The sequence below is a fragment of the Mycobacterium sp. E2238 genome, from assembly GCF_001672665.1.
Taxonomy (GTDB): Bacteria; Actinomycetota; Actinomycetes; order Mycobacteriales; family Mycobacteriaceae; genus Mycobacterium.
Genome location: NZ_LZKF01000156.1, coordinates 1 through 23,324 on the forward strand (window position 1 = coordinate 1; position 23,324 = coordinate 23,324).

Consider the following 23,324-nt stretch of genomic DNA (forward strand, 5'->3'; position numbering starts at 1 on the left):
TGGGTGCGGGCCAGCATGTTTCGCCTTCTCAGTTGGCGCCGACAGCGCCAGTCCCGCCCGGGCGCGGTCGCGGCCGCCGATTTGGGTGCGGGCCAGCATGTTTCGCCTTCTCAGTTGGCGCCGACGGCGCCGATCCACCGGGTGCCGCTCGCGGCCGCCGATTTGGGTGCGGGCGCAACAGGGGCCATACGCGGGGGCGCCAAGTGCCCGCCCGCCATCTGTGTCCGATTGGCGGCTTCGGCCCCCGCATACGAATCGGCGCTTACTCCCAGAGCGCTGACGAACTGCTCGTGGATCATGCTGGCCTGGGCGCTGATCGCCTGATACTGCTGGCCGTAGCCGGCGAAGCTGGCCGCCGTCACCGCCGAGACCTCGTCGGCGGCCGCCGGGACGACTCCCGTGATCGAAAACGCGGCCGTCGAGTTGGCCGCGGCGACGGCCGAACCTATCGCCTGCAGCTGGCCCGCCGCGGCCAGCAGCAGGTCCGGCTGTGTGGTCACGAACGACATGTGTCTTCTCCTCATGGAATGCCTGGATCTGGGGTGTCTCGTCGTGCTTCGTGAGACTATGTCATAAATTATGAATCTCTGTCTAGTCGTAGGTCTTGATTTCTATTTTTGATCTTTGAACTCGCGTATCTGGATACTTTGCCCGTCTTTCGGCACCGCGTTACTCTGGACGGATGCCACGCACTAACGCCGCAGGCTGGGGACTGAAGCGCCTGCTCGAGGCGACGCTGAACCGCGACATCACCGTCGAGCAGTTGCGCGACGCCTGTGGCGTCACCAAAGGACGCTGGTACGGGGGCGCCGGCCGCGCGAACGCGGACGATTTCCCCGACGCCGAGGAGGCCAGGCGCGCCGCGCACTCGTTCGGACTCAGCGCAACGTGGCTACAAGTCGAACTGGGCCTGATCACGCCCGAAGATGTGCATGCGGCGTTGGGTGACGGGCAGCCGCTGGACCCGTTCCGCGCCACGACCCGGCAGCGAGTGTTGATGCCGAACCCCACGGCGGAGGGCTCGGGCGACTGAGTCGCTGCTTGTCAGTACCCGGGCATACAATCGAACACATGTTCGAGATACCGCCGGATCCCGCCGCCATGGTAGAGCTGATCGAGTCGTCGCACCGGCAGGAATCCATGTTGGTGGCCCGCCGGCTGGCCGCGGTAGCGGCATTGCTGCGGCATCGGGTGGCCGCCGCCGAGCGGCCCGAGCGGTCCCAGGAATACGCGGCAATCGACGGCTTCGAGCAGACCGCTGCCGAGGTCGCCGCCGCGATGAACCTCTCGCCCGTAGCGGCGAGCTATCTGGTGTCGTACGCCGAGGCGCTGGACGCCAGGCTGCCGAAAGTTGCGGCCCTGCTCGCGGAGGGCCGAACCGACTGGCGCACCGTGCGCTTGATCATCAGCCGCAGCGATCTGGTCACCGACGAGAAACTGATCACGAAGATCGACCAGTCGCTGGCCGAACGCATCGGCAACTGGCACGGCTGGTCGAAGCAGCGCATCATCAACGCCGTCGACGCCGCCGTGCGGGCCACCGACCCCGACGGCGCCCGTGAGCGCCGCCTTGCGGCCGAAAGCGACCGCCACATCGCGATCAGCACCAAAGAGGATGGGATGGCCGACATCTACGGGTCGGTCGCCGCCACGGCGGCAACCGCCTTTGACCGACGGCTCTCGCAACTCGCCAAGCGGGTGTGCCCGGCGGACCCGCGGACACTGGATCAGCGCCGGGCCGACGCGCTGGCCGCGCTGGCCGAGGGCCGCGAGCTGACGTGCACCTGCGGGCAACCGGAGTGCCCCTACCGGGTGGGTGACCATTTTGGGACCGGAGCGCAGGTGGTCATCAACGTAGTGGCCAGCGACCGGACCGTCCATGCCGATGGCACCGAGCCCGGCTACCTGGAGGGCCACGGCGTGATCGACGCCGAGCAGGTGCGCCAACTGGCCGCTGCCGCATCCTTGCTCGTGGCCGATCCGGTGACAAGTCCGGTCGAAGCGCTGCGCTACCAACCATCCGCCGCCCTGGAGCGGGCCGTCCGGTGCCGCGATCTCACCTGCCGCTTCCCCGGGTGCAGCCGGCCGGCCGTTGTCTGCGACCTCGACCACACCATTCCGTTCAACCACCGCAATCCGGTTGCGGGTGGGCTAACCGTCGCGGACAACCTCAAATGCCTTTGCCGACAACATCATCGACTCAAAACCTTCGGCGGGTGGCGCGATAAGCAACTGGCCGACGGCACCGTCGTCTGGCTGTCTCCCACCGGGCGGACCTATCGCACATCGCCCGCCGGCGCCGACCTCTTCCCCCAAACCCGCGCCCCCGCCTGCGCGCCGCCGATGCCCAGCACAAGAAGCAGATCGCGGCAAAGAAGCGCGCGAATCACTCGGGTGCGCAACCACAACCGCGTGCAGCGGCCCATCAACGAAGCCAGGCGGGCGCTCGAGGAGGCCCGCCGGCAGGAAATCGCGGCGCGCAAATTCCGTAACCACATGCGCGACATGCTGTTCGCGTTCAAAGGCACACCGAGCACCAGCCCCTTCTGCACCTGGGTGAATGACCCCAAAGAGCCCGAAGAACTACCGCCGGACTGGACTCCCGACGGACCGGCCGTGAAACCCGTGCCGGACGATCCACCCTTCTGACGCGCTGGGCGGGTGCGGCTCGGATCAGCCTCCCGCGGGGGGTTGGGCAATGACGGTGGGCTTGAAACCGTATCGCGGCGCGACGAAATGGGCTGCCGCATTCCGCCCCGTCCCGCCGACAGGCATCATCGGCACTCCGCCAACCGCGTTCGTGGCCGGTTCCATAGCCGACGCAGCGGTGAGACCGTTGAGCGCCAAGGTGACCGGTGGCGCCGCCGGGGCCGCGCTGGTCCATACCGCCGGCACCGACAAACCACCGATCGATGCGGCCTTGCCGACGGCTCCGCCAACGGAGCCCAGGCCTGGACCGGCACCGGAAATGGCCGCGGGCAGAGCGGCTTCCGCGGCTTTGGCGGCCCCCTCCGCCGCGGACTTCGCGGCGGGCATCATGCCCTGGGCGATACTTTGGATGTCTTTGAACGAGGTGGTGAATAGCCGGGTCGGTGAAATCAACCGGATGAACGCGTCAAAGGGCGTACTGGCGTCCAGGGTTTGCGATCCGGTCAGCCCCTCCAGCAGGTCACCCAACGGACCGCTGACGACAAGCCCGTCGCCCTCGGGGTTGAGGGCGATTCCACCGAGGGAAAACGCGGGATTGGGATTGCCCGTCGCCCCGGCCAGCGACGACAACATTTGGGGCACGGCGTCGAGCCCCTGCGCGCTGTTGCTCCCGCTGGCGCCGGCCGCTTGGGAGACCGCAGCGGCCTGGCCGGCGACCCCCGCCGGGTTGGTAGCGGGCGCCGCCGGCTCGAACGGCGGCAACGTCGACGCCGCGGCCGACGTGCCGGCGTATCCGTACATCGCGGCAGCGTCTTGTGCCCACATCTCGCCGTATTGCGACTCGGTGGCCGCGATCGCCGCGGTGTTCTGCCCGAGGAAGTTCGTCGCCAGCAACTCCATCAACAACGCCCGGTTGGCCGCGATCACCGGCGGGGGCACCGTTTCGGCGAACGCCGACTCGTAGGCTCCCGCCGCCGCCACCGCCTGGACGGCGGCATGTTCGGCCCGCCCCGCGGTGCCCCGCAGCCACCCCACTTGCGGCAGGGCCGCGGTCAACATGGACGACGCGGCCGGCCCCTGCCATGGCCCGTCGGTAAGGGCCGCAATCGCCGCCCCATAAGAGGATGCTGCGGAATGCAGCTCGGCGGCCAGCCCGTCCCAAGCCGCCGCGGCGGCGAGCAGCGGTCCCGAGCCAGGGCCCGCATACATCAGCGCGGAGTTGACCTCCGGCGGCAACTGCGCGAAATCCAGCATGTGCCCTCGCCTAACCGACCGCGGCCTTATTGGCCGCCTCCGTGGCGGCGTACGAACCGGCGCTGATGCCGAGCGTCGTCGCCAACTGCTCGCGGACCACGGCGGCCTCAGCGCTGATCTCTTGGAAGAGCTTCGCGTGCCAGGAGAACTGCGCGGCGGTCAGCATCGACACCGCATCAGCGGCGGCGGGAAGCACCCCCGTCGTCGGGCCAGCCACGGCCGAGCTTCCCTCCCGCACGGATGAGTTGATGCTGTGCAGTTCCCCGGCCACCGTCTCCAGTATTTCCGGTTGCGCCGTCAGATAAGACATTTCCCCTCCTCTAATCGCCTTCAAATCAACAGCTTTCAGCCCGCCTGCGTGCACCGCGCCGGGCGCCTGGCCACGTTAGGTCAGTGGCGTCCGGAGAAGACAGCCTCAGGCTCGCCAATTCATTACCGCGTCGATAACTGTTCACTTTGCTGGCAAGGAGTGCTGGAACATTTGGGTTCGGCATGAAAGATATTGCCAACTAATATGATTGGAGTCATATATGAACCTATATGTGCGACCTCGAGAGGTTACGGCCGGTTGCTACACACCAGTAAACGTTCGACTCTGTTGCAACGCAGCATGATTCGTGTCGGCAGGCCGACCGAAGCGGGCGGCCCGTAGCAACGGGGTCGCCTTAGCGGCTAGGGTGCCAGGCATGCCGGTCGCAAATAAAGCCCCCAGGTTTGCCCGCATGCTGATCGCCTTGGCCGTCGCCGGATCGGCGGCCGCGATGGTGTCGGCCTGCGATTCCCCGCCTTCCACGCCCGCGCCCGGGGTCAATCCCCGTCAGGTCACCGTCGTCGGGTCGGGGGAAGTGCAGGGCGTCCCGGACACCCTGACCGCCGACGTCGGCATCGAGTTCACGGCACCCGACGTGACCGCCGCGATGAACCAGACCAACGACCGCCAGCAAGCGGTGATCAACGCGCTGGTCGGCGCCGGCGTCGACCATAAAGACATCAGCACCACCGAGGTCACGCTGCAGCCGCAGTTCAGCAATCCCGGGCCCAACGCCACACAGACCATCACGGGCTACCGCGCGACCAACGCCATCACGGTCAAGATCCACCCGCCCGACGCCGCGTCGCGGATACTGGCCCTGATCGTCGGCACCGGCGGCGACGCCACCCGCATCAAGTCGGTCAGCTACTCCATCGCCGACGACTCGCAGCTTGTCAAGGATGCCCGCGCGCGGGCGTTCAACGACGCGAAGAACCGCGCCGAGCAGTACGCCCAGCTGTCCGGGCTCCGGCTGGGCAGGGTGCTGTCCATCTCGGAGGCGACGGGACCAACGCCCGGGGGACCACCCGCGCCACCGAAGGCCATGCCGAGCATGGTCCCGCTGGAACCCGGGCAGCAGACGGTGAGCTTTTCGGTGACCGCCGTTTGGGAATTGGACTAGCGCGATGGCGGCGACTAGCGACTACTGCTGGTAGACCCTCGGGTCCAGGGTGCCGATGTACGACAGGTCGCGGTAGCGCTCGTCGTAGTCCAGGCCGTAGCCCACGACGAAGTCGTTCGGGATGTCGAAGCCCACGTACGCGATGTCGACGTTGGCGCCCTTGGCATCGGGCTTGCGCAGCAGCGTGCACACCCGCAGGGAACGCGGATGGCGACTGGTGAGGTTGCGCAGCAGCCACGACAGCGTCAGGCCCGAATCGACCACATCCTCGACGATCAGCACGTCGCGGCCCTGGATGTCGCGGTCCAAGTCCTTGAGGATCCGCACCACACCCGAAGACGACGTGGAGGTCCCGTAGGAGCTGACGGCCATGAACTCGAACTGGGTCGGCACCGGGATCGCCCGGGCCAGATCGGTGACGAAGATCACGGCGCCTTTGAGCACGGTGATCAGCAGCAGATCCTGGCCGGTCTCGGTCATGGCGTCGCGGTATTGCCCGCCGATCTCCTCGCCGAGTTCGGCGATTCGCGCCTGGATCTGCTCGGCGGTAAGCAGCACTGACTTGATGTCCCCCGGGTACAGCTCCACGGGCTGGGCGGGGGTGATCGCCGAGGAGATCTGGGCCACGCCCACAGAGTGCCACGCCAACGGCCGAATAACCAACGGCGACCCCGGTATTGCGCCTATCGAACCGGTTCGCGCCACAGGGTGAGCACCCCGTCGCGCCGCCCCGCGATCAGCCGCTCGTCGCGCAGTGCGGACCCGACCGCCACCCCGCCCTGCCCGCGCCAGGCGGTGACGAGGGCGTCGACGGCGCGGATCTGCTTGTCGGTCAGGCCCGTTGCGCCGCCCGCCAGGAGCCAGCCGCGGATCACCCGGCGCCGAACCGGGACGGGCAGCGCGGCCAGGGCCTGCGTGTGCAACCCCGCGCCCACCTTCGCCTCGGGCAGCGCCTGGGCCGCGAGCGAGTCGATCAGCTCGGTGTCCTCGCGCAACGCCGTCGCCGTGCGCGCCAGGGCCTCGGCCACCCCGCCGCCGAGCACATCCTCGAGCAGCGGCAGCACCTCGAGGCGCAGCCGGGTCCGGGTGAAGCGGGGATCGGCGTTGTGCGGATCCTGCCACGCCGTCAGGCCCAGCTCGCGGCACGCGGCGTGGGTCGTGGCGCGCCGCACACCCAGCAACGGCCGACCCCACGGTGGGTCGTAGGGGCGCATCCCGGCGATCGACCGCACGCCCGACCCGCGGCCCAGCCCCAACAGCACCGTCTCCGCCTGGTCGTCGAGCGTGTGGCCCAACAACACCGGTCCGCCGTGGTACGCGCTCAACGCCGCATAGCGGGCGGCACGCGCGGCGGCCTCGGGGCCGCCTTCGTTCCCCACGCGCACGCGAACGACCTGTGCCGCAACACATCCCAAGGTGACGGCTTGGCCCCGGGCGGTTTCGGCGACCGCGGCGGAGTCGTCTTGCAGGCCGTGATCGACGATCACGGCGGTGGTGGGCAGCAGCTGGGCCGCCACCGCCGTGAGCGCGAGGGAATCCGGGCCGCCGGACAGCGCCACGCACCATTGTTCGGCCGTGGCGACATGGGTCTGGATGAACGCCTCGACGGCAGCGCGCAGCTGCCCTACAGCACCCTGTCGATCCATCGCTGGGGTTCCTGGATTTCGGCGGGCAGGGGCAGTGTCTCGGGACCGGACCAGATGGCGTTGAACCGCTCCATGCCGACCCTCCCCACCACATGGTCGACGAACGCCTTGCCCCGCGTGTACTGGTTGAGCTTCTCGTCGAGCCCCAGCAGCGCGCGCAGCAGGCGCTGCAGGGGCGGTTGCTTGCGGTTGCGGCGTTCGTCGAATCGACGGCGGATGGTGGTCACCGACGGCACCACCATGGGCCCCACGGCGTCCATCACGTGGTCGGCGTGACCCTCCAGCAGGGTGCCGAGCACCAGCAGCTGATCGAGGGCCTGCCGCTGCGGCTCCGACTGCATCGCACGCACCAGACCCACGATGCCCGACGAGCTGCCGTCCGGCGCCCCGTTGCCGCGGGTGCGGACGTACTCCGCCAGCCGGCTCGCCACCTGCGCGATGTCGTCACCCGCGTCCCGGGTCAACAGCGCCAGGGCCCGGGACATGTGCTCGGACAGCCACGGGTTCGCGGTGAACTGCACCCGGTGGGTCACCTCGTGCAGGCAGACCCACAACCGGAAGTCGGAGGGATCGACCCGTAACTGCCGCTCTACGGCGATGACGTTCGGATACACCAGCAGCAGGCAGCCCTCTTTCGCGGCCGCGAACGGGTCGTACTGACCGAGGATGCCGGACGACACGAAAGCCAGCACGGCCCCCGTCTGCGCGCCGGTGACGCGGCCCGTCAGAAAGCCACGCGGCTTCTCGGCCCCGTTCATCATCACCCGCATCGACTCGGCCGCCGCGCCGATCCATTCGGGGCGGTCGACGATGCGGGCGGCGGGCACGACACCGTTGGTGACCAGGCCCGTGACCTCACGCACCGGCGGTTCGGCCTTGGCGGCCGAACTGGTGAGCTCGTCGATCACCTGGCGCCGGGTGTACTCACTGGACGGCGGACCGGGCCGGGCCAGCCGCTGACCGACCGTGGCGGCGAAGCGCCAGTCGACGGCGGTACCGAGGGTCAGCTCGGAGGGCGCGCTCATGAGCAACCACACGACCAGAGCCGGCTGGCCAGGGCGTCCATCGCGTTGCGGCCGTTCGGGCCGGCGGCGTTGGAGATGAAGGCGAACGTGAGCACCCGTCCGCTGCGGTCGGTCAGCACCCCGGCCAGGGCGTTGATGGCGGTCAGCGATCCCGTCTTGGCGCGCAACCAGCCGGCCGGCCCCTGATTGGAGGCCGCGTCGGTGAAGCGGTCGGCCAGCGTCCCGCTCCCGGCCGCGATCGGGAGCAGATCCAACAGCGCCCGCAGCGTCGGCTGGTCGGGCCCGGCGGCGGCCTGCAGCACGCCGTCGAGGGTCTTGGCGGTCAGCCGGTCGTCGACGGAAAGCCCGCTGGAATCCATCAGCGTGACGCCCCCGGTGTCGACGTGGGCGGTGCTCAACCGGTTGGTCACCGCGTCGGCCGCACCGGCGAAGCTGCGCGGACGGTTGATCGCGGCCGCCACCTCGCGGGCGATGCACTCGGCCATCACGTTGTCGGAGTGGTCCATCATCTCGGACAGCCGCTGCACCAGGGGCGCCGACTGCACGACCGCCAGCTGCCGTGCCCCCGACGGCGCCGTAGCGATCGTCACGGCACCGGGATCGAGGCCCAGCGCCTTGGCCAGCTCTCGCCCGGCGTCGAGCGCCGGGGTCCGCGACCGCCGGGAGTTGACGGTGCTGGGCTGGATACGCCCGGCGTCGATCATCACCGATTCGATCGGCGCGATGTCGCCGTTGTCGACGTCGGCGGCATCCCAGCCCTGCGCCATCGTCGGTCCGGTGAACGCCGAGGTGTCCACCTGCACCGCGGTCGGCGTCACGCCGCTGCGGCGGATCTGCTCGACCAGGTCACTGAGCCGGGCGGATCCGCGGTACCAGGTGTCCACGCCGGGCGGCGCCGCCGACAGCACCGGGTCGCCCGCACCGACGAGCACCACGGGGCCCTGGGCGTTCTGGCTGCCGGCCACCACCCGCGTGCTGATCCGCGCCTGGTGGTCCAGCGTCAGCAGCGCCGCGGCCGCGGTGAGCACCTTGTTGGTCGACGCCGGCACCAGCGGCATGTCGCCGGCCACCTGCCAGAGCTCTTTCCCGGTCAGGGCGTCGGTGACCCGGGCGCCCAACCTGCCCAGGTTCGGATCGGCCGCTATCGGCGCCAGCGCGGCGGCCACCCCGGCCGGGCTCGGCGTCTCGGCGGTGTCACTGACCGGGATCATCCCCGGCTTGACCGTCGGCGCATGCGGGGGCGGTATCGGGGCGTGCGAGCTGTTGCCGCCGTGCCCCGCCGAAGTGAAAAACGTTGCCGCCGCCACCACGGCGGCGACAAACGCCAGCACGGCCAACCCGACGAACACGTGGGTGGATTTTTGCCAGCGAGTGGGACCCATCGCTCTCCTGACTGTCTGGACCCATTCTGCCGAATCCGACGCAAATGCCTCGACTAGGGTGATCCCCGACGCGAACGGACCACCGCGAAAAGCCCAGATCTAAGGAGCACACAGTGCAATTCGACGTGACCATCGAGATTCCGAAGGGCCAGCGCAACAAGTACGAGGTCGATCACGAGACCGGCCGGGTGCGTCTGGACCGCTACCTCTACACCTCGCTGGCCTACCCCACCGACTACGGCTTCATCGAGGACACGCTGGGAGAAGATGGCGACCCGCTGGACGCCATGGTGCTGCTGCCGCAGTCGGTGTTCCCCGGCGTGATAGTCGAGGCGCGCCCCGTGGGCATGTTCCGGATGGTCGACGAGGCCGGGGGCGACGACAAGGTGCTGTGCGTGCCGGCCGGCGACCATCGCTGGGACCACATCCAGGACATCGGCGACGTGCCCGAATTCGAACTGGACGTGATCAAGCACTTCTTCGAGCAGTACAAGGCGCTCGAGCCGGGGAAGTTCGTCAAGACCGCCGACTGGGTCGGCCGCGCCGAAGCCGAAGCCGAGGTCCAGCGTTCGGTCGAGCGGTTCAAGTCCAACGGACACTGATGCCCGCTGACGTGCGGTAACGCTCGTGGCGTAACCGCATGCCGAGGTCCGGTGGCATCCTGGCGATGTGACCCCGGTGTTGCATTTCGCCGCCAATTTCTGGTGGCTGGTTTTTCCGCTGGGCGGTGCGATCGGCGGCGGCCTTCGCGCCATCGCGGCGGCGAACGAGCGTCGGGCCGAGCGCCGGCTGGAACGGTATCGGCTGAAGCAGCAGGCCAAGATCGCGGTGGCTGAGGCATCGGGCCGGGCGCGGACCAACGCGCAAAGCGATCGGCGAGAGATCGCCAAACTCGTTGAGGCGCATGACCGTACCGACATCCGGTGGTTCGACTATGAAGTCGATATCGCGCGATTGCTGGACTTCCCGATGATGACCGATATGCGAGCCCCGCTGACCATCGCGTTCCATCGGGCGAAGCGGCATGCGGATTTGCTGCGGCCCGAACCGCCCGAGAGCCTGGTCGGCAACCGGGACGCTTTGGTGGAATACCGCGACGCCGTCCACGAGTACATCAGCGCCTTTGAGATCGCCGAGGCCGAGGCGATTCGCCGGCGTCGCAGCGACTTCTCGGCGGACGAACAGCAACGGATGGCGCGGGCCCAAAGCTTGCTGCACCTGGCGCAGGACGAGGCGGCCACCCGCGATGAACGACAGAATGCCTACGCGCGGGCGAGCAAGGAACTCGATGGCCTGATCGTGCTGCCGGCCCCCGCGAGGGCCGGCATCGAACGACGCATCGCGGGCCAGATCGAGGCCTAAGCGGCCGCCGCGGCCTTGGCGTTGCGCCGATTGCGCAGCACGCTCCAGCTCAGCGCCGCGCCGATGAACACCACCCCAACCGACGCGGTGATCGGCTCGGGGACCTGGTAGTGCGGGTTGACCGAGAGCAGCATGATCACGGCGAGCACCCCGATCGCCCAGTGCGCGCCGTGCTCCAGGTACACGTAGCGGTCCAGCGCATCCTGCTTCACCAGGAAGATGGTGATGGACCGGACGAACATCGACCCCACCAGTCCGAGGCCCAGCGCGATGACGATCGGGTCCGAGGTGATCGCGAAGGCGCCGGTTACCCCGTCGAACGAGAAGGCGGCGTCGAGGACCTCGAGATACAAGAACAACGTGAAGCCGGCCTTGCCGACCGCCGTGCCGGCCGACACCGCCTCGAGGTCCGGCGGGCGGAACGCCCGGCTGAGACCGTTGACCACTAAATAGGTCACCAGGCCCAGCAGTCCCGCGGTGAGCACCGTCTGGCCCTCGTCGCTGGAGTGCGTCAATCGCGTCCCGACGAGCACCAGCGCCACGACGGCCACCGCCACCGATACCTGCCCAAGCCGCCCGATGCGGGCGAACGGAGCCTCAATCCACTTGAGCCATTTGATGTCTCGGTCGTAAACGATGAAGTCCAAGAACAGCATCAGCAGGAACGTCCCGCCGAACGCCGCGATCTGTGGGTGCGCGGCGGCGATCAGCTTTTCGTAGCTGGGCGAGCCGTCGGGGAATTCCAGCGCCCCGTGCTGCGGGGGGTGTAGGGCCAACTCCATCGCCCGGACCGGATCGAGGCCCGCGGTCGCCCAAACGATCAGCAACGGGAAGACCAGCCGCATCCCGAACACGGCGATGAGAATCCCGACGGTCAGGAACATCCGCCGCCAGAAGGGGCTCATCTGCTTCAGGATCGCGGCGTTGATGATCGCGTTGTCGAACGACAGCGACACCTCGAGGGTGGCCAGCACCAGCAGTAAGAAGAGGTCCTTCAGGCCGCCGTGGGCATAACCCGCCATGAGGGCCGCCACGGTGACCAACAGCGAGATCCCGAAGATGCGCAACGCGGCCAAGGTGTCCTTTCCGACAGCCGCCCACGATAGCGAAGCCCGGTCGCCGCCGCCGACCAGCATCCACGGCCACTTACTATTTTCAAATTGTGGCCATGCCCGAAGTCGGCGGTACCCAAGCCTCCACCGGCGCGGGTCCGATCACGCGCGGCAGCGTGGCCCGGGTCGGCGCCGCGACGGCGCTGACCGCCCTGTGCGGTTACGCCGTGATCTACCTGGCCGCCCGTGACCTGGCGCCGGGCGGCTTTTCGGTCTTCGGGGTGTTCTGGGGGGCATTCGGATTGGTCACCGGCGCCGCGAACGGGTTGCTTCAAGAGACGACCCGGGAGGTCCGCTCGAGCCGCCACCTGCCGGCGGCCTTGCCGGGCGGGGACGAACCGCGGACCCATCCGCTGCGAGTCGCGGCACTGGTCGGCGTGGGCGCGGCCGGGGTGATCGCCGGCAGCGCGCCGCTGTGGAGCGGGCGGGTGTTCGTCGAGCAGCGCTGGCTGTCGGTGGCGCTGCTCAGCGTCGGCCTGGCCGGGTTCTGCGTGCACGCCACCCTGCTGGGCATGCTGGCCGGCACCGATCGGTGGACCGGATACGGGGCGCTGATGGTGACCGACGCCGTCATCCGGGTGACCGTCGCCGCGGCCACCGTCGTGCTCGGCTGGCGCCTGGTCGGCTTCCTGTGGGCCACCGTCGCGGGCGCGGTCGCCTGGCTGATCATGCTGGTGGCATCACCTTCGGCGCGGGCCGCCGCCCGGATGCTGACGCCCGGTGGCGCCCGGACCTTCCTGCGCGGGACCGCCCATTCGATCACCGCCGCGGGCGCGAGCGCGATTCTGGTGATGGGTTTTCCGGTGTTGCTGAAGCTGACCAGCGACGAGCTCGGGGCCGAGGGCGGGGTGATCATCCTCGCCGTGACGTTGACGCGGGCGCCGCTGCTGGTGCCGCTGACAGCCATGCAGGGGAATCTGATCGCGCATTTCGTCGACGCGCGCAGCGACCGGGTTCGTGCCCTGATCGCGCCCGCGGGGATCATCGGCGGTATCGGCGCGGTCGGCGTGATCGCCGCCGGGGTGGTGGGCCCGTGGCTGCTGCGGGTCGCCTTCGGGCCGCAGTACCAGGCCAGCGGCGCGTTGCTGGCCTGGTTGACCGCGGCGGCGGTGGCGATCGCCATGCTGACGCTCACCGGGGCCGGCGCGGTAGCGGCGGCGCTGCACCGGGCGTACTCGCTGGGCTGGGTCGGCGCGACGGTCGCCTCGGGATTGCTGCTGCTGCTGCCGCTGCCGTTGCAGACCCGGACCGTGGTCGGCTTATTGTGCGGCCCGCTGGTGGGAATCGGCGTTCATCTGGTGGCGCTCTCGCGCGCCGAGCGCTTGGCCGCCTGATCCTGGCTAACCTTGTGGGCTAGATGGTTACTGACTCCAAATACTCGGGCGCCTGGATCGTCATCCCCGCCTTTAACGAAGCCACCGTCATCGGCGACGTGGTCGCCGATGTGCGCTCGATCTTCGACAACGTCGTCTGCGTAGACGACGGCAGCACCGACGGCACCGGCGAGATCGCCAGGCGGGCCGGCGCTCATCTGGTGCGGCATCCGATCAATCTGGGCCAGGGCGCGGCCATCCAGACCGGCGTCGAGTACGCCCGCAAACAGCCTGGGGCGCAGGTGTTCGCCACGTTCGACGGCGACGGGCAGCATCGGGTCAAGGACCTGGCCGCGATGGTGGACCGGCTCTGCGCGGAGGACGTCGACGTGGTCATCGGGACGCGGTTCGCCGCCCCCGGCGGCACCCGGCCGCCGTTCGTGAAGCGGCTGGTGCTGCAGACCGCCGCGCGCCTGAGCCGTCGTGGCCGCCGACTTGGCTTGACCGACACCAACAATGGGCTGCGGGTCTTCAACAAGAAGGTCGCCGACGGGCTGGACATCACCATGAGCGGCATGAGCCACGCCAACGAGTTCATCATGCTGATCGCCGAAAACCATTGGCGCGTGGTCGAACAACCGGTCGAGGTGCTCTACACCGATTACTCCAAGTCGAAGGGGCAGCCGCTTCTCAACGGCGTCAACATCATCTTCGACGGGTTCCTGCGAGGGAGGATTCCCAGATGAACTGGATCCAGGTGCTGCTGATCGGATCGATCATCGCGCTGCTGGTCTATCTGCTGCGGTCGCGCCGGAACGCGCGGTCGCGGGCCTGGGTCAAGGTCGGCTACATCGTCTTCGTGCTGGCCGGTGTCTATGCCGTGCTGCGGCCCGACGACACCACGGTCGTGGCGCAGTGGTTCGGGGTGCGCCGCGGCACCGACCTGATGCTCTACGCGCTCGTCATGGCCTTCTGCTTCACCACGCTCAGCACGTACATGCGGTTCAAGGACCTGGAACTGCGCTATGCCCGGCTCGCCCGCGCCCTGGCGCTCGAGGGCGCGCAGGCGCCCGAACACAGCTAGACCGTCTGGGCGCTGCGGAAGTACTCGACCGTGCGGCGCACGCCGTCGTCGAGCCGGACCCGCGGACGCCACCCCAAAACCCGTTCGGCCAAACCGATGTCGAGGCACGACCGCCTCAGATCGCCCAGCCGGTCCGGATGAAACTCCGGGTCGTCGGGCCCCCCGACCGCCGCGGCCACCGCCGAATGCAGTTGCCGGTCAGACGTTTCCACTCCGGTGCCGATGTTGAACCGCTGTCCCCCGCCCGCCTCCCCGGCGGCCTTGACGAAGGCGTCCACCACGTCGTCGACGAACACGTAGTCGCGGGTCTTGCTCCCGTCGCCGAACACCTTGGTGGGTTTACCCGACAGCAGCGCCTGGGCGAAGATCGCCACGACACCGGCTTCGCCGTGCGGGTCCTGCCGCGGTCCGTAGACGTTGGCCGGGGCGATGTGCGAGCAGTCCAGGTCGTAAAGGTGCCGGAAGGTGTTCAGGTAGATCTCGCCGGCCACCTTTCCGGCCGCGTACGGCGAGGCCGGGTCGGTCGGCACGGTCTCGGGGGTCGGATACACGGGCGGGGTGCCGTAAATGGATCCGCCCGACGAGGTATGCACGACCTTGCGCACCCCCGTCCGCCGCGCCGCCTCGGCGAGGCGCACCGTGCCGATCACGTTGACCGAGGCGTCGAACTCCGGGTCGGTGACCGAGTGCCGCACGTCGATCTGGGCCGCGAGGTGGAAGACCACCTCGGGCCGGTGTTCGTCGAGGATGGCCTGCAGGTCGGCGGTGACGATGTCCGCCTCGACGAAGACGTGCGCGGGGTTGTCGGCCAGGTGCTCGATGTTGGTCGCGCGGCCGGTGGCGAAGTTGTCCAGTCCCACCACGGTGTGGCCGTCGGCCAGTAGACGGTCGACTAGCGTCGACCCGATGAATCCGGCTGCCCCGGTAACCAGTGCGCGCACCGGCCCACCATACATAGTGGCCGTGGCCGTCGCGCTGATCGCCGTTGCGCTGGCGATACGCGCGGTCCTCGCGTTCGGCGGCTACTTCTACTGGGACGACCTGATCCTCATCGGGAAGGCAGGCACCCACAACCTGCTGTCGCCGGCGTACCTGTTCGACGACCACGACGGCCACGTAATGCCGGGCGCTTTCCTGCTCGGCGGCGCCATCATCCGGCTGGCCCCGCTGGACTGGACCGGACCCGCGATCAGCCTGCTAATGCTGCAGCTGCTGGCCTCACTTGCGCTGCTGCGCGCCCTGTATGTCATCCTCGGCCAGCGGCCGGTGCTGCTGGTCCCGCTGACCTTCGCGCTGTTCACCCCGCTGGCGGTGCCGGGGTTCGCGTGGTGGGCGGCGGCGCTCAACTCACTGCCGATGCTGGCGGCTCTGGCGTGGGTGTGCGCCGACGCCGTCCTGCTGGTGCGGACGGGCAACCAGCGCTACGCGGTAACCGGGACGCTGGCCTACTTCGGTGGGCTGCTGTTCTTCGAGAAGGCGGCGGTCATCCCGTTCGTCGCGTTCGCGGTGGTATCGCTGCTGCGCCACGTCGGCGGCGACCGGGCGGCGCTGCTGACGGTGTGGCGGGCCGGGCTGCGGCTATGGGTCGCGACGCTGGCGCTCACCGCGGGCTGGATCGCGCTCTACCTGGCCGTGGTCAACCAGGGGCGGTGGAGCTCCGACCTTGCGATGACAGCGGACCTGCTGGGGCGATCGATCACGCACGGCATCGTTCCCGGGCTGGCCGGCGGGCCGTGGCACTGGGACCGGTGGGCGCCGGCCTCGCCGTGGGCCACGCCCCCGCCGCTGGTGATGGCGCTCGGCTGGCTGGTGCTGGGCGGCGCCGTCGCGGTCTCACTCGTGCGCAAGCAGCGCATCGGGCCGGTGTGGCTGACCGCGGCCGGCTACGCCGTCGCCTGCCAGGTGCCGATCTACCTGATGCGGTCGTCGAAGCTGACCGCGCTGGAACTCGCCCAAACCCTGCGCTATTTCCCGGATCTCGTCTTCGTGTTGGCGCTGCTGGCCGCCGTGGCGTTCTGCGCGCCGAACCGGCCCGCCGCGCCGCGCTGGCTGGACGCCTCGCCCAGACGTACCGCGGTGACGCTGGTCTTGGCGGCGTTGTTCGTGGCCAGCAGCCTGTATTCGACGGCGACGTTTCTGACCAGCTGGCGCGACAACCCGGCCCAGCGCTACCTACAGAACGCCCGGGCGGATCTCGCCGCCGCGCACGCGGCCTCCACGGCGCCGCTGCTGGACCAGGAGGTCGATCCGTTGGTGCTGCAGCGGGTGGCGGCGCCGGAGAACCTCGCCAGCCACCTGTTCGCCCTGCTGCACGACCGGCCCGAATTCGCCTCGGCCACAACGCAATTGCGGATGCTGGACAGCTCGGGCCGACTGGTCAGGGCGCGGGTGACCTGGGTGCGGACCATCGTGCCAGGACCCATGCCGCACTGCGGTTACTTCGCGCAGCCGGACAAGCCGGCGCGCCTGGTCCTGGACGGCCCGCTGCTGCCCGCCGACTGGAGCGTCGAGCTCAATTACCTGGCCAACAGCGAGGGAACGATGACCCTGGCGATGACGCAGGGACCCGACGTCAAGGTCCCCGTGCATCCCGGACTCAACCGGGTGTTCGCCCGGCTGCCCGGCGCCGGCGACGCGATCACCGTGCGCGCCAACACCACCGCGCTGGCGTTATGCCTCGCTTCTGGTCCGGTGGGGTTCCTGGCGCCGGCCTAGCCGCGCGCCCGGTGAAGAATCGTGGAGCCGCCTGGGGGAATCGAACCCCCGACCTATTCATTACGAGTGAATCGCTCTACCTACTGAGCTAAGGCGGCACACCCTCTCGCCGGGCGGCACGAGTCTACGGCAGGCGGGCGGGCGCGACGAAATCAATCGCGCAGTTCCTGGCCAAAGGTGGCCACCATGGCATCGACGGCGAACTTGGGCTTGACGTTGATGGCCAACGCCTCGCGGCACTCCAGCACCGCCTCGATGCAGCGCAGCAACCGCTGCGGCGGGGCGTGGGCGGCCAGCGCCGCCACCCGCTCGGCCATGTCCGGATGATTGGGCCGCACCGAACCCGCGCCCGCCGAGACCATGAGCGCGTCCCGGAAATAGTTCGCCAAGTCGATCAGCGCCCGATCCAGCGCGTCGCGCGAGGCCCGGGTCTGACGCGATTTCTGCCGCCGTTCGAGGTCTTTCATCGCGCCCGTGGCGCCCCGCATCGCCCCGGCGGTGCCCTTGCCCGTGCCGCCGGCGCCGAGCGCGGTCCGCAGCTCCTCGGTCTCGGCCTCGGCGCGATCCGCCGTGAGCACGACGGCCTCGGCTTCGGCGGCGGCCACCAGCTCCTCGGCGGCGGCGTAGGCCCGCGACGGCGTCGCGGCGTCGCGCACCAACGCCAGCGCCCGCTCGCGGCGTTCCCGGGCCTCGGAATCGGTGGCCAGTCGCCGCGCCCGGCCCACGTGGCCGCCGCTGACCGACGCCGCCCAGTTCGCGGTGTCCGGGGTCAGGCCGTCGCTGTCGATCAGCACGCGCGCGATCGCCTCGGTCGGCGGGGTGACCAGCGCGACGTGCCGGCAGCGGGAACGCAGCGTGATGGCGATGTCCTCGGGGTCCACCGACGGCGCGCACAGCAGGAACACGGTCGAGGGCGGCGGCTCCTCGACGACCTTGAGCAGCGCGTTGGCGGCACCCTCGGTGAGCCGGTCGGCGTCCTCGATCACCACGATCTGCCGGTGCCCGGTGGCCGGACGCCGCGACGCGATCTGCACGATGGCGCGCATCTCGTCCACCCCGATGGACAGCCCTTCGGGGATCACCCGGCGCACGTCGGAGTGGGTGCCGGCCATGGTCGTCGTGCACGCCCGGCATTGGCCGCACCCCGGTTCCCCATCGGAGGTGCACTGCAGCGCGGCGGCGAAGCACAGCGCCGCGACCGAGCGCCCCGACCCGGGAGGGCCCGTGATCAGCCATGCATGTGTCATAGTCCCGGCGCCCGCATCGCTGTGAACCAGATCACCGCGGGCCGCCCTGGCGGCGGCGAGCAGCTCGGCCGTCACCACGTCCTGGCCTACCAGCCGCGTAAACACCCCGGACATCACCGGTAACAGTAGCCACCACCGCCGACAGATACCGATCAGCCACCGTATTGGGACAATCCCGTTACATTTGGGCTCTTTTCGGACCGGATGGGGGCCCGCCGAGATCGTTGTAAGTTTCCGACAAGTCCCTGCTGACCGATACGGTGGGTTCGTGGCAACAGCGGCAGCACTGCCCGGGCGGATCAGCGCATTCGTCCGGTGGGTGGTGCGTACCCCGTGGCCGTTGTTCTCGCTGAGCATGCTGCAGGCCGACATCATCGGCGCCCTCTTCGTGCTGGGCTTCCTGCGCTACGCGCTGCCGCCCGAGGATCGCATCCAGTTGCAGGATCTGCCGGTCCTGAATCTGGCGGTCTTCGCGATCGCGCTGGTGGTGTTGTTCCTGGCCGGCTGGATGGTCAACCTGAAGCTGCTGATGCCGGTCTTCCGCTGGCAGCGCCGCGACAACCTGCTCGCCGAGGCCGACCCCGCCGCCACCGAGCTGGCGCGTAGCCGCGCCCTGCGGATGCCCTTCTATCGCACGCTCATCAGCATGGCGGCCTGGTGCATCGGCGGCGTGGTGTTCATCATCGCCAGCTGGTCGGTGGCCCGGTTCGCCGCGCCCGTCGCCGCCGTGGCCACCGGGCTCGGCGCCGCCGCGACCGCGATCATCGGCTACCTGCAGTCCGAGCGGGTGCTGCGGCCGGTGGCCGTGGCCGCCCTGCGCAGCGGCGTCCCCGAGAACGTCCAGGCGCCCGGCGTCATCCTGCGGCAGATCCTCACATGGATGCTGTCCACCGCCGTCCCGGTGCTGGCCATTGTGCTGGCGGTGATGGCGGACAAGGCGTCCCTGCTGCACGCCACGCCCGAGAAGCTGTTCACCCCCATCCTGTTGCTGGCGCTGGCCGCGTTGGGCATCGGCTTCGTCAGCACCCTGCTGGTCGCCATGTCGATCGCCGACCCGCTGCGCCAGCTGCGCTGGGCGCTGTCGGAGGTGCAGCGCGGAAACTACAACGCGCACATGCAGATCTACGACGCCAGTGAGCTGGGCCTGCTGCAGGCCGGCTTCAACGACATGGTGCGTGACCTGTCCGAGCGGCAGCGGCTGCGCGACCTGTTCGGCCGCTACGTCGGTGAAGACGTCGCCCGCCGCGCCCTGGAGCGCGGCACCGAGCTCGGCGGTCAGGAGCGCCACGTCGCGGTGCTGTTCGTCGACCTGGTCGGCTCGACCAAGCTCGCCGCGACCCGCCCGCCCGCCGAGGTGGTCCACCTGCTCAACGAGTTCTTCCGCGTAGTGGTTGAAACCGTGGGCCGGCACGGCGGTTTCGTCAACAAGTTCCAGGGCGACGCCGCCCTGGCCATCTTCGGCGCGCCGATCGAACACCCCGACGCGTCGGGCGGAGCGCTCGCCGCGGCGCGCGAGTTGCACGACGAGCTGCTCCCGGTGATCGGGGCGGCGGAGTTCGGGATCGGTGTCTCGGCGGGCAGGGCGATCGCCGGGCACATCGGCGCGCAGGCCCGCTTCGAGTACACCGTGATCGGCGACCCGGTGAATGAGGCCGCCCGGCTGACCGAGCTGGCCAAACTCGAGTCCGGCCACGTGCTGGCGTCGGCGATCGCCGTCAGCGGCGCGCTGGATGCGGAGGCGTTGTGCTGGGACGTGGGCGAGGTCGTCGAGCTGCGGGGCCGCACCGCCCCCACTCAGCTGGCCCGGCCGGTCAAGCTGGCCGGAACCACGGACTCCCAGCCAGTGCGACCCGTCCGCGAGGACGTGCACAGCGAGTCGATCGGCCCGGGCTACTAGACCGGGCTAGCTGCTGCGCTTGGCGGCCTTCTTGGCCGGGGCCTTCTTGCGGGCGGCCTTCTTCGCGGGTCGCTTGACCGGACCCCGCGCCCGCCGGTCGGCCAGCAGTTCGGCGGCGCGTTCGTCGGTGATCGACAGGACGTCGTCGCCCTTGCGCAGGCTCGCGTTCGTCTCGCCGTCGGTGACGTAGGGACCGAATCGGCCGTCCTTGATCACCATCGGCTTGCCGGTCGCCGGGTCGGCGCCCAGCTCCCGCAACGGCGGCGCGGCCGCGGCCTGCCTGCCGCGGCGTTTGGGCTCGGCGTAGATCTTCAGCGCCTCGTCGAGCGTGATCTCGAAGATCTGGTCCTCGGTGGCCAGTGAACGAGAGTCGGTGCCGCGCTTGAGATATGGGCCGTAGCGGCCGTTCTGCGCGGTGATCTCCTCACCGGTCTGCGGGTCCACGCCCACCACCCGGGGCAGCGACAGCAGCTTCAGCGCGTCCTCGAGGGTGACGGTCTGCAGGTCCATGCTGCGCAGCAGCGAGCCGGTGCGCGGCTTGGGCCCGGTGGGCTTCTTCCCCTTCTTGGCGGGGGCGCCGCCTTCGTCGTCTTCCGGTGGCGGCGGCAGGATCTCGGTGACGTAGGGGCCGTACCGGCCGTCCTTGGCGACGATCTCGTGACCCGTCTCCGGGTCGACGCCCAACGTGCGTCCCTCCTGCGGTGTGGCGAACAGCTGCTCGGCCACCTCCAGCGTCAGCTCGTCCGGCGTCAGCGAGTCGTTGAGGTTGGCGCGCTGCGGCCCGAGCTCACCCTCGTCGTTGGTCACCATGCGTTCCAGATAAGGCCCGTTCTTGCCCACCCGGACGTACACGGGGCGACCCTGCTCGTCGTCGAATAACTTGATGGAGTTGACTTCTCGGGCGTCGATGCCTTCCAGGTTGACGCCGACGAGCTTCTTCAGGCCGCCGGAACGCGCGACCGAATCGGCCACCCCGTGGTCGCCCCCGAAGTAGAAGCGGTTGAGCCAGTCGGTGCGCCGCTCCTGCCCCGAGGCGATCGCGTCGAGCTCGTCTTCCATCGCGGCGGTGAACCCGTAATCGACCAGCCGGCCGAAATGCCGCTCCAGCAAACCGATTACGGCGAACGCCACCCACGAGGGCACCAGCGCGCTGCCCTTCTTGTGCACATAGCCGCGGTCCTGGATGGTCTTGATGATCGACGAGTACGTCGACGGGCGGCCGATGCCCAGCTCCTCGAGCGCCTTCACCAGCGACGCCTCGGTATAGCGCGCCGGCGGGTTGGTGGCGTGCCCGTCGGGCGTCAGCTCGATGGCGTCCAGCCGCTGGCCCTGCGTCAACTGCGGGAGCCGGCTCTCGGCGTCGTCGGCCTCGCCGCCGGCCAATTCGTCGACGGTCTCCACGTAGGCCTTCAAGAAGCCGGCGAACGTGATGGTCCGCCCGCTCGCGGAGAACACCACTTGCCTTTCTCCGGATTGCCCGTTGATCCGCAGGCTCAGCGTCGTGCCGCGCGCGTCGGCCATCTGCGAGGCCACGGTGCGCTGCCAGATCAGCTCGTAGAGCCGGAATTCGTCGCCGTCGAGCTCGCGGCGCACCGCGTCCGGCGTGGCGAAGGTCTCGCCGGCGGGCCGGATGGCCTCGTGCGCCTCCTGCGCGTTCTTCACCTTGCGGGTGTACTGGCGCGGCGACGGCGAGACGTACTCCTCGCCGTAGAGCTGACGCGCCTGCGTGCGCGCGGCGTTGATGGCCGACTGCGACAGCGTCGTCGAGTCGGTACGCATATAGGTGATGTAGCCGTTCTCGTAGAGCCGCTGGGCGATGCTCATGGTGCGCTCCGAGGAGAACCGCAGCTTGCGGCCGGCCTCCTGCTGCAGAGTCGACGTCATGAACGGCGCATAGGGCCGGCGGGTGTAGGGCTTCTCCTCCACCGAGGCGACCGACAGCTGGGCGCCCTGCAGCCCGCTGGCCAGCTCGGTCGCCCGCGCCTCGTCCAGCACGGTGACCTCGTCGGCCTTGCGCAGCTGGCCCAGCGAGTCGAAATCGCGGCCGGTGGCAACGCGCAGGCCGTCGACGCTGGTCAGCCGGGCGGTGAAGGTCGGTGGTGCGGCCTGCGGGTCGGACACGCTGGCGTCCAGACGGGCCAGGATGTCCCAGTAGGAGGCGCTGCGGAACGCCATCCGGTCGCGTTCCCGCTGCACGATGATGCGCGTGGCCACCGACTGCACCCGCCCCGCCGACAGCTTGGGTGCGACCTTCTTCCACAGCACCGGGCTGACCTCGTAGCCGTACAGCCGGTCCAGGATGCGGCGGGTTTCCTGCGCGTCGACCAGGTCGATGTCCAGGTCACGGGGGTTCTCGGCGGCCTCCAGGATGGCCGGCTCGGTGATCTCGTGGAACACCATCCGCTTGACCGGGATGTTCGGCTTCAGGGTTTCCAGCAGGTGCCAGGCGATGGCTTCGCCCTCGCGGTCACCATCCGTGGCCAGGTAAAGCTCGTCGACGCCCTTCAGCAGGCCCTTCAGCTCGCTGACGGTGCTCTTCTTCTCGGGGCTGATGATGTAGAGCGGCTCGAAGTCGTGGTCCACGTTGACACCAAGGCGGGCCCACGGCTCCGACTTGTATTTCGCCGGCACGTCGGCCGCGGCGCGGGGCAGGTCGCGGATGTGCCCGCGCGAGGATTCGACGATGTAGTTGGAGCCCAGGTAACCGGCCAATTTGCGCGCTTTGGTCGGCGACTCGACGATGACGAGTCGCCTACGGCTCCCAGCCCGGCCGCTCTCGCGGTCCTTGAGATTCGGGTCGGCCAACTACGCTTACGCTCCATCCTTGATCGCGGCCCCCCTGCGAGGCCACCCCGCAGAAGAATGACAGGCCGGCGTCAAAAATTCCGCGGAAATTCAGATACGCCAGCGTTCCTTCGCCCTCGGGCACCTGACAATTTCGCACCCTGAGGCGCGACTGCGCAAACCGGCCGCCGGAATCGCAAATCTTTTTCCGCGGTTATACCCGCGGCCACACCGCTGATGCGTCGACGCCGTCGGGGGCGTCGCCCACATTGATCGGCACCCGCGGCGGCCGGCCGGCGCTGCGGATCAGCGGCCGTCGCCGGCTATCGCGCCTGGTAGAGAACGTGGGCGACGCCCCCGACGGCGTCGACGCATCAGCGGTGTGGCCGCGGGTATAACCGCGGAAAAAGATTTGCGATTC

General features: G+C 69.3%; 20 protein-coding genes, 1 tRNA gene and 2 pseudogenes. 11 read left to right on the forward strand and 12 right to left on the reverse strand.

Annotation, left to right across the window (positions count from 1 at the left end; all coding sequences use genetic code 11):
• Window positions 1–227 precede the first annotated feature (227 nt).
• A pseudogene (locus A5711_RS13580) lies at window positions 228–509 on the reverse strand (PE family protein); the annotation flags it as partial.
• A 173-nt stretch (window positions 510–682) separates the two neighbouring features.
• Here A5711_RS13580 and A5711_RS13585 point away from each other — a divergent pair.
• Window positions 683–1,033 carry a hypothetical protein gene (locus A5711_RS13585; RefSeq protein WP_067947277.1) on the forward strand — a complete coding sequence of 117 codons (351 nt, stop codon included), beginning with the start codon at window positions 683–685 and terminating at the stop codon, window positions 1,031–1,033.
• A gap of 38 nt (window positions 1,034–1,071) precedes the next feature.
• Window positions 1,072–2,649, forward strand: a complete 1,578-nt coding sequence (locus A5711_RS13590) for an HNH endonuclease signature motif containing protein (protein WP_067947280.1) — start codon at window positions 1,072–1,074, stop codon at window positions 2,647–2,649.
• Between the two features lie 24 nt (window positions 2,650–2,673).
• Here the strand turns inward: A5711_RS13590 and A5711_RS13595 are convergent, their stop codons facing one another.
• Both A5711_RS13595 and A5711_RS13600 read right to left on the reverse strand, forming a co-directional pair.
• Window positions 2,674–3,903 carry a PPE family protein gene (locus A5711_RS13595; protein WP_067947282.1) on the reverse strand — a complete coding sequence of 410 codons (1,230 nt, stop codon included), beginning with the start codon at window positions 3,901–3,903 and terminating at the stop codon, window positions 2,674–2,676.
• Between the two features lie 10 nt (window positions 3,904–3,913).
• A complete protein-coding gene (locus A5711_RS13600) occupies window positions 3,914–4,213 on the reverse strand; it encodes a PE family protein (protein ID WP_067947284.1) in 300 nt (99 codons plus the stop codon).
• A 376-nt stretch (window positions 4,214–4,589) separates the two neighbouring features.
• Between A5711_RS13600 and A5711_RS13605 the strand changes: the two genes are divergently transcribed.
• A complete protein-coding gene (locus A5711_RS13605) occupies window positions 4,590–5,336 on the forward strand; it encodes an SIMPL domain-containing protein (RefSeq protein ID WP_067947286.1) in 747 nt (248 codons plus the stop codon).
• A gap of 21 nt (window positions 5,337–5,357) precedes the next feature.
• Here A5711_RS13605 and hpt read toward each other — a convergent pair whose 3' ends face one another.
• From hpt to dacB, 4 genes are read right to left on the reverse strand one after another with little or no spacing between them, the layout of a single operon-like run.
• A complete protein-coding gene (hpt, locus tag A5711_RS13610; RefSeq protein WP_066955579.1) occupies window positions 5,358–5,969 on the reverse strand; it encodes a hypoxanthine phosphoribosyltransferase in 612 nt (203 codons plus the stop codon).
• A gap of 50 nt (window positions 5,970–6,019) precedes the next feature.
• Window positions 6,020–6,982: a tRNA lysidine(34) synthetase TilS gene (gene tilS / locus A5711_RS13615; RefSeq protein WP_067947288.1), complete on the reverse strand. Its 963-nt coding sequence runs from the start codon at window positions 6,980–6,982 to the stop codon at window positions 6,020–6,022.
• Entirely contained in the window at window positions 6,961–8,007 is a 1,047-nt protein-coding gene (locus A5711_RS13620; protein WP_067947290.1) for a zinc-dependent metalloprotease, read from the reverse strand. The genes tilS and A5711_RS13620 overlap by 22 nt, the downstream gene beginning before the upstream one ends.
• Window positions 8,004–9,389, reverse strand: a complete 1,386-nt coding sequence (gene dacB / locus A5711_RS13625) for a D-alanyl-D-alanine carboxypeptidase/D-alanyl-D-alanine-endopeptidase (protein WP_067947292.1) — start codon at window positions 9,387–9,389, stop codon at window positions 8,004–8,006. Before dacB ends, A5711_RS13620 begins: the two co-directional genes overlap by 4 nt.
• A gap of 113 nt (window positions 9,390–9,502) precedes the next feature.
• Here dacB and A5711_RS13630 point away from each other — a divergent pair, with 113 nt between their 5' ends.
• A complete protein-coding gene (locus A5711_RS13630; protein WP_066955591.1) occupies window positions 9,503–9,991 on the forward strand; it encodes an inorganic diphosphatase in 489 nt (162 codons plus the stop codon).
• A gap of 67 nt (window positions 9,992–10,058) precedes the next feature.
• On the forward strand, window positions 10,059–10,751 hold the full coding sequence (locus A5711_RS13635) for a hypothetical protein (RefSeq protein WP_067947294.1): 693 nt from the start codon (window positions 10,059–10,061) through the stop codon (window positions 10,749–10,751).
• On the opposite strand, the gene A5711_RS13640 is transcribed toward A5711_RS13635, so the two are convergent.
• Window positions 10,748–11,827 (reverse strand): DUF475 domain-containing protein, encoded by a 1,080-nt coding sequence (locus tag A5711_RS13640; RefSeq protein WP_067947305.1) that lies wholly within the window; start codon window positions 11,825–11,827, stop codon window positions 10,748–10,750. The genes A5711_RS13635 and A5711_RS13640 overlap by 4 nt on opposite strands.
• Window positions 11,828–11,919: 92 nt before the next feature.
• On the opposite strand from A5711_RS13640, the gene A5711_RS13645 reads away from it, so the two are divergent.
• Genes A5711_RS13645 through A5711_RS13655 form a run of 3 tightly spaced genes read left to right on the forward strand, consistent with a single transcriptional unit; the run spans window position 11,920 to window position 14,260 of the window.
• Window positions 11,920–13,197 carry a hypothetical protein gene (locus A5711_RS13645; RefSeq protein WP_067947307.1) on the forward strand — a complete coding sequence of 426 codons (1,278 nt, stop codon included), beginning with the start codon at window positions 11,920–11,922 and terminating at the stop codon, window positions 13,195–13,197.
• A gap of 23 nt (window positions 13,198–13,220) precedes the next feature.
• A complete protein-coding gene (locus A5711_RS13650; RefSeq protein ID WP_067947295.1) occupies window positions 13,221–13,922 on the forward strand; it encodes a glycosyltransferase family 2 protein in 702 nt (233 codons plus the stop codon).
• Complete coding sequence (locus A5711_RS13655) at window positions 13,919–14,260, forward strand: DUF2304 domain-containing protein (RefSeq protein ID WP_066955604.1); 342 nt, start codon at window positions 13,919–13,921, stop codon at window positions 14,258–14,260. Before A5711_RS13650 ends, A5711_RS13655 begins: the two co-directional genes overlap by 4 nt.
• Here the strand turns inward: A5711_RS13655 and A5711_RS13660 are convergent.
• On the reverse strand, window positions 14,257–15,201 hold the full coding sequence (locus tag A5711_RS13660) for an NAD-dependent epimerase/dehydratase family protein (protein ID WP_197520161.1): 945 nt from the start codon (window positions 15,199–15,201) through the stop codon (window positions 14,257–14,259). The genes A5711_RS13655 and A5711_RS13660 overlap by 4 nt on opposite strands.
• Here A5711_RS13660 and A5711_RS13665 point away from each other — a divergent pair.
• On the forward strand, window positions 15,167–16,975 hold the full coding sequence (locus A5711_RS13665) for a hypothetical protein (RefSeq protein WP_197520162.1): 1,809 nt from the start codon (window positions 15,167–15,169) through the stop codon (window positions 16,973–16,975). The two genes, A5711_RS13660 and A5711_RS13665, sit on opposite strands and share 35 nt — an antisense overlap.
• Window positions 16,976–16,997: 22 nt before the next feature.
• On the opposite strand, the gene A5711_RS13670 is transcribed toward A5711_RS13665, so the two are convergent.
• Both A5711_RS13670 and A5711_RS13675 read right to left on the reverse strand, forming a co-directional pair.
• Window positions 16,998–17,073, reverse strand: a tRNA-Thr gene (locus A5711_RS13670).
• A gap of 54 nt (window positions 17,074–17,127) precedes the next feature.
• Entirely contained in the window at window positions 17,128–18,336 is a 1,209-nt protein-coding gene (locus tag A5711_RS13675) for a DNA polymerase III subunit delta' (RefSeq protein WP_067947299.1), read from the reverse strand.
• Between the two features lie 70 nt (window positions 18,337–18,406).
• Here A5711_RS13675 and A5711_RS13680 point away from each other — a divergent pair, with 70 nt between their 5' ends.
• A complete protein-coding gene (locus tag A5711_RS13680; protein ID WP_369829934.1) occupies window positions 18,407–20,119 on the forward strand; it encodes an adenylate/guanylate cyclase domain-containing protein in 1,713 nt (570 codons plus the stop codon).
• Between the two features lie 6 nt (window positions 20,120–20,125).
• Here A5711_RS13680 and topA read toward each other — a convergent pair whose 3' ends face one another.
• Window positions 20,126–22,924, reverse strand: a complete 2,799-nt coding sequence (gene topA / locus A5711_RS13685) for a type I DNA topoisomerase (protein ID WP_067947303.1) — start codon at window positions 22,922–22,924, stop codon at window positions 20,126–20,128.
• A 197-nt stretch (window positions 22,925–23,121) separates the two neighbouring features.
• Between topA and A5711_RS27600 the strand changes: the two are divergent.
• A pseudogene (locus A5711_RS27600) lies at window positions 23,122–23,301 on the forward strand (hypothetical protein); the annotation flags it as partial.
• Between the last annotated feature and the right edge of the window lie 23 nt (window positions 23,302–23,324).

Bases quoted from the DNA above. Each gene is read 5' to 3' on its own strand.
- A5711_RS13585 (WP_067947277.1), top strand. From the start codon at position 683: ATGCCACGCACTAACGCCGCAGGCTGGGGACTGAAGCGCCTGCTCGAG.
- A5711_RS13590 (WP_067947280.1), top strand. From the start codon at position 1,072: ATGTTCGAGATACCGCCGGATCCCGCCGCCATGGTAGAGCTGATCGAG.
- A5711_RS13595 (WP_067947282.1), bottom strand. From the start codon at position 3,903: ATGCTGGATTTCGCGCAGTTGCCGCCGGAGGTCAACTCCGCGCTGATG.
- A5711_RS13600 (WP_067947284.1), bottom strand. From the start codon at position 4,213: ATGTCTTATCTGACGGCGCAACCGGAAATACTGGAGACGGTGGCCGGG.
- A5711_RS13605 (WP_067947286.1), top strand. From the start codon at position 4,590: ATGCCGGTCGCAAATAAAGCCCCCAGGTTTGCCCGCATGCTGATCGCC.
- tilS (WP_067947288.1), bottom strand. From the start codon at position 6,982: ATGGATCGACAGGGTGCTGTAGGGCAGCTGCGCGCTGCCGTCGAGGCG.
- A5711_RS13620 (WP_067947290.1), bottom strand. From the start codon at position 8,007: ATGAGCGCGCCCTCCGAGCTGACCCTCGGTACCGCCGTCGACTGGCGC.
- dacB (WP_067947292.1), bottom strand. From the start codon at position 9,389: ATGGGTCCCACTCGCTGGCAAAAATCCACCCACGTGTTCGTCGGGTTG.
- A5711_RS13645 (WP_067947307.1), top strand. From the start codon at position 11,920: ATGCCCGAAGTCGGCGGTACCCAAGCCTCCACCGGCGCGGGTCCGATC.
- A5711_RS13650 (WP_067947295.1), top strand. From the start codon at position 13,221: ATGGTTACTGACTCCAAATACTCGGGCGCCTGGATCGTCATCCCCGCC.
- A5711_RS13655 (WP_066955604.1), top strand. From the start codon at position 13,919: ATGAACTGGATCCAGGTGCTGCTGATCGGATCGATCATCGCGCTGCTG.
- A5711_RS13665 (WP_197520162.1), top strand. From the start codon at position 15,167: ATGAATCCGGCTGCCCCGGTAACCAGTGCGCGCACCGGCCCACCATAC.
- A5711_RS13675 (WP_067947299.1), bottom strand. From the start codon at position 18,336: ATGTCCGGGGTGTTTACGCGGCTGGTAGGCCAGGACGTGGTGACGGCC.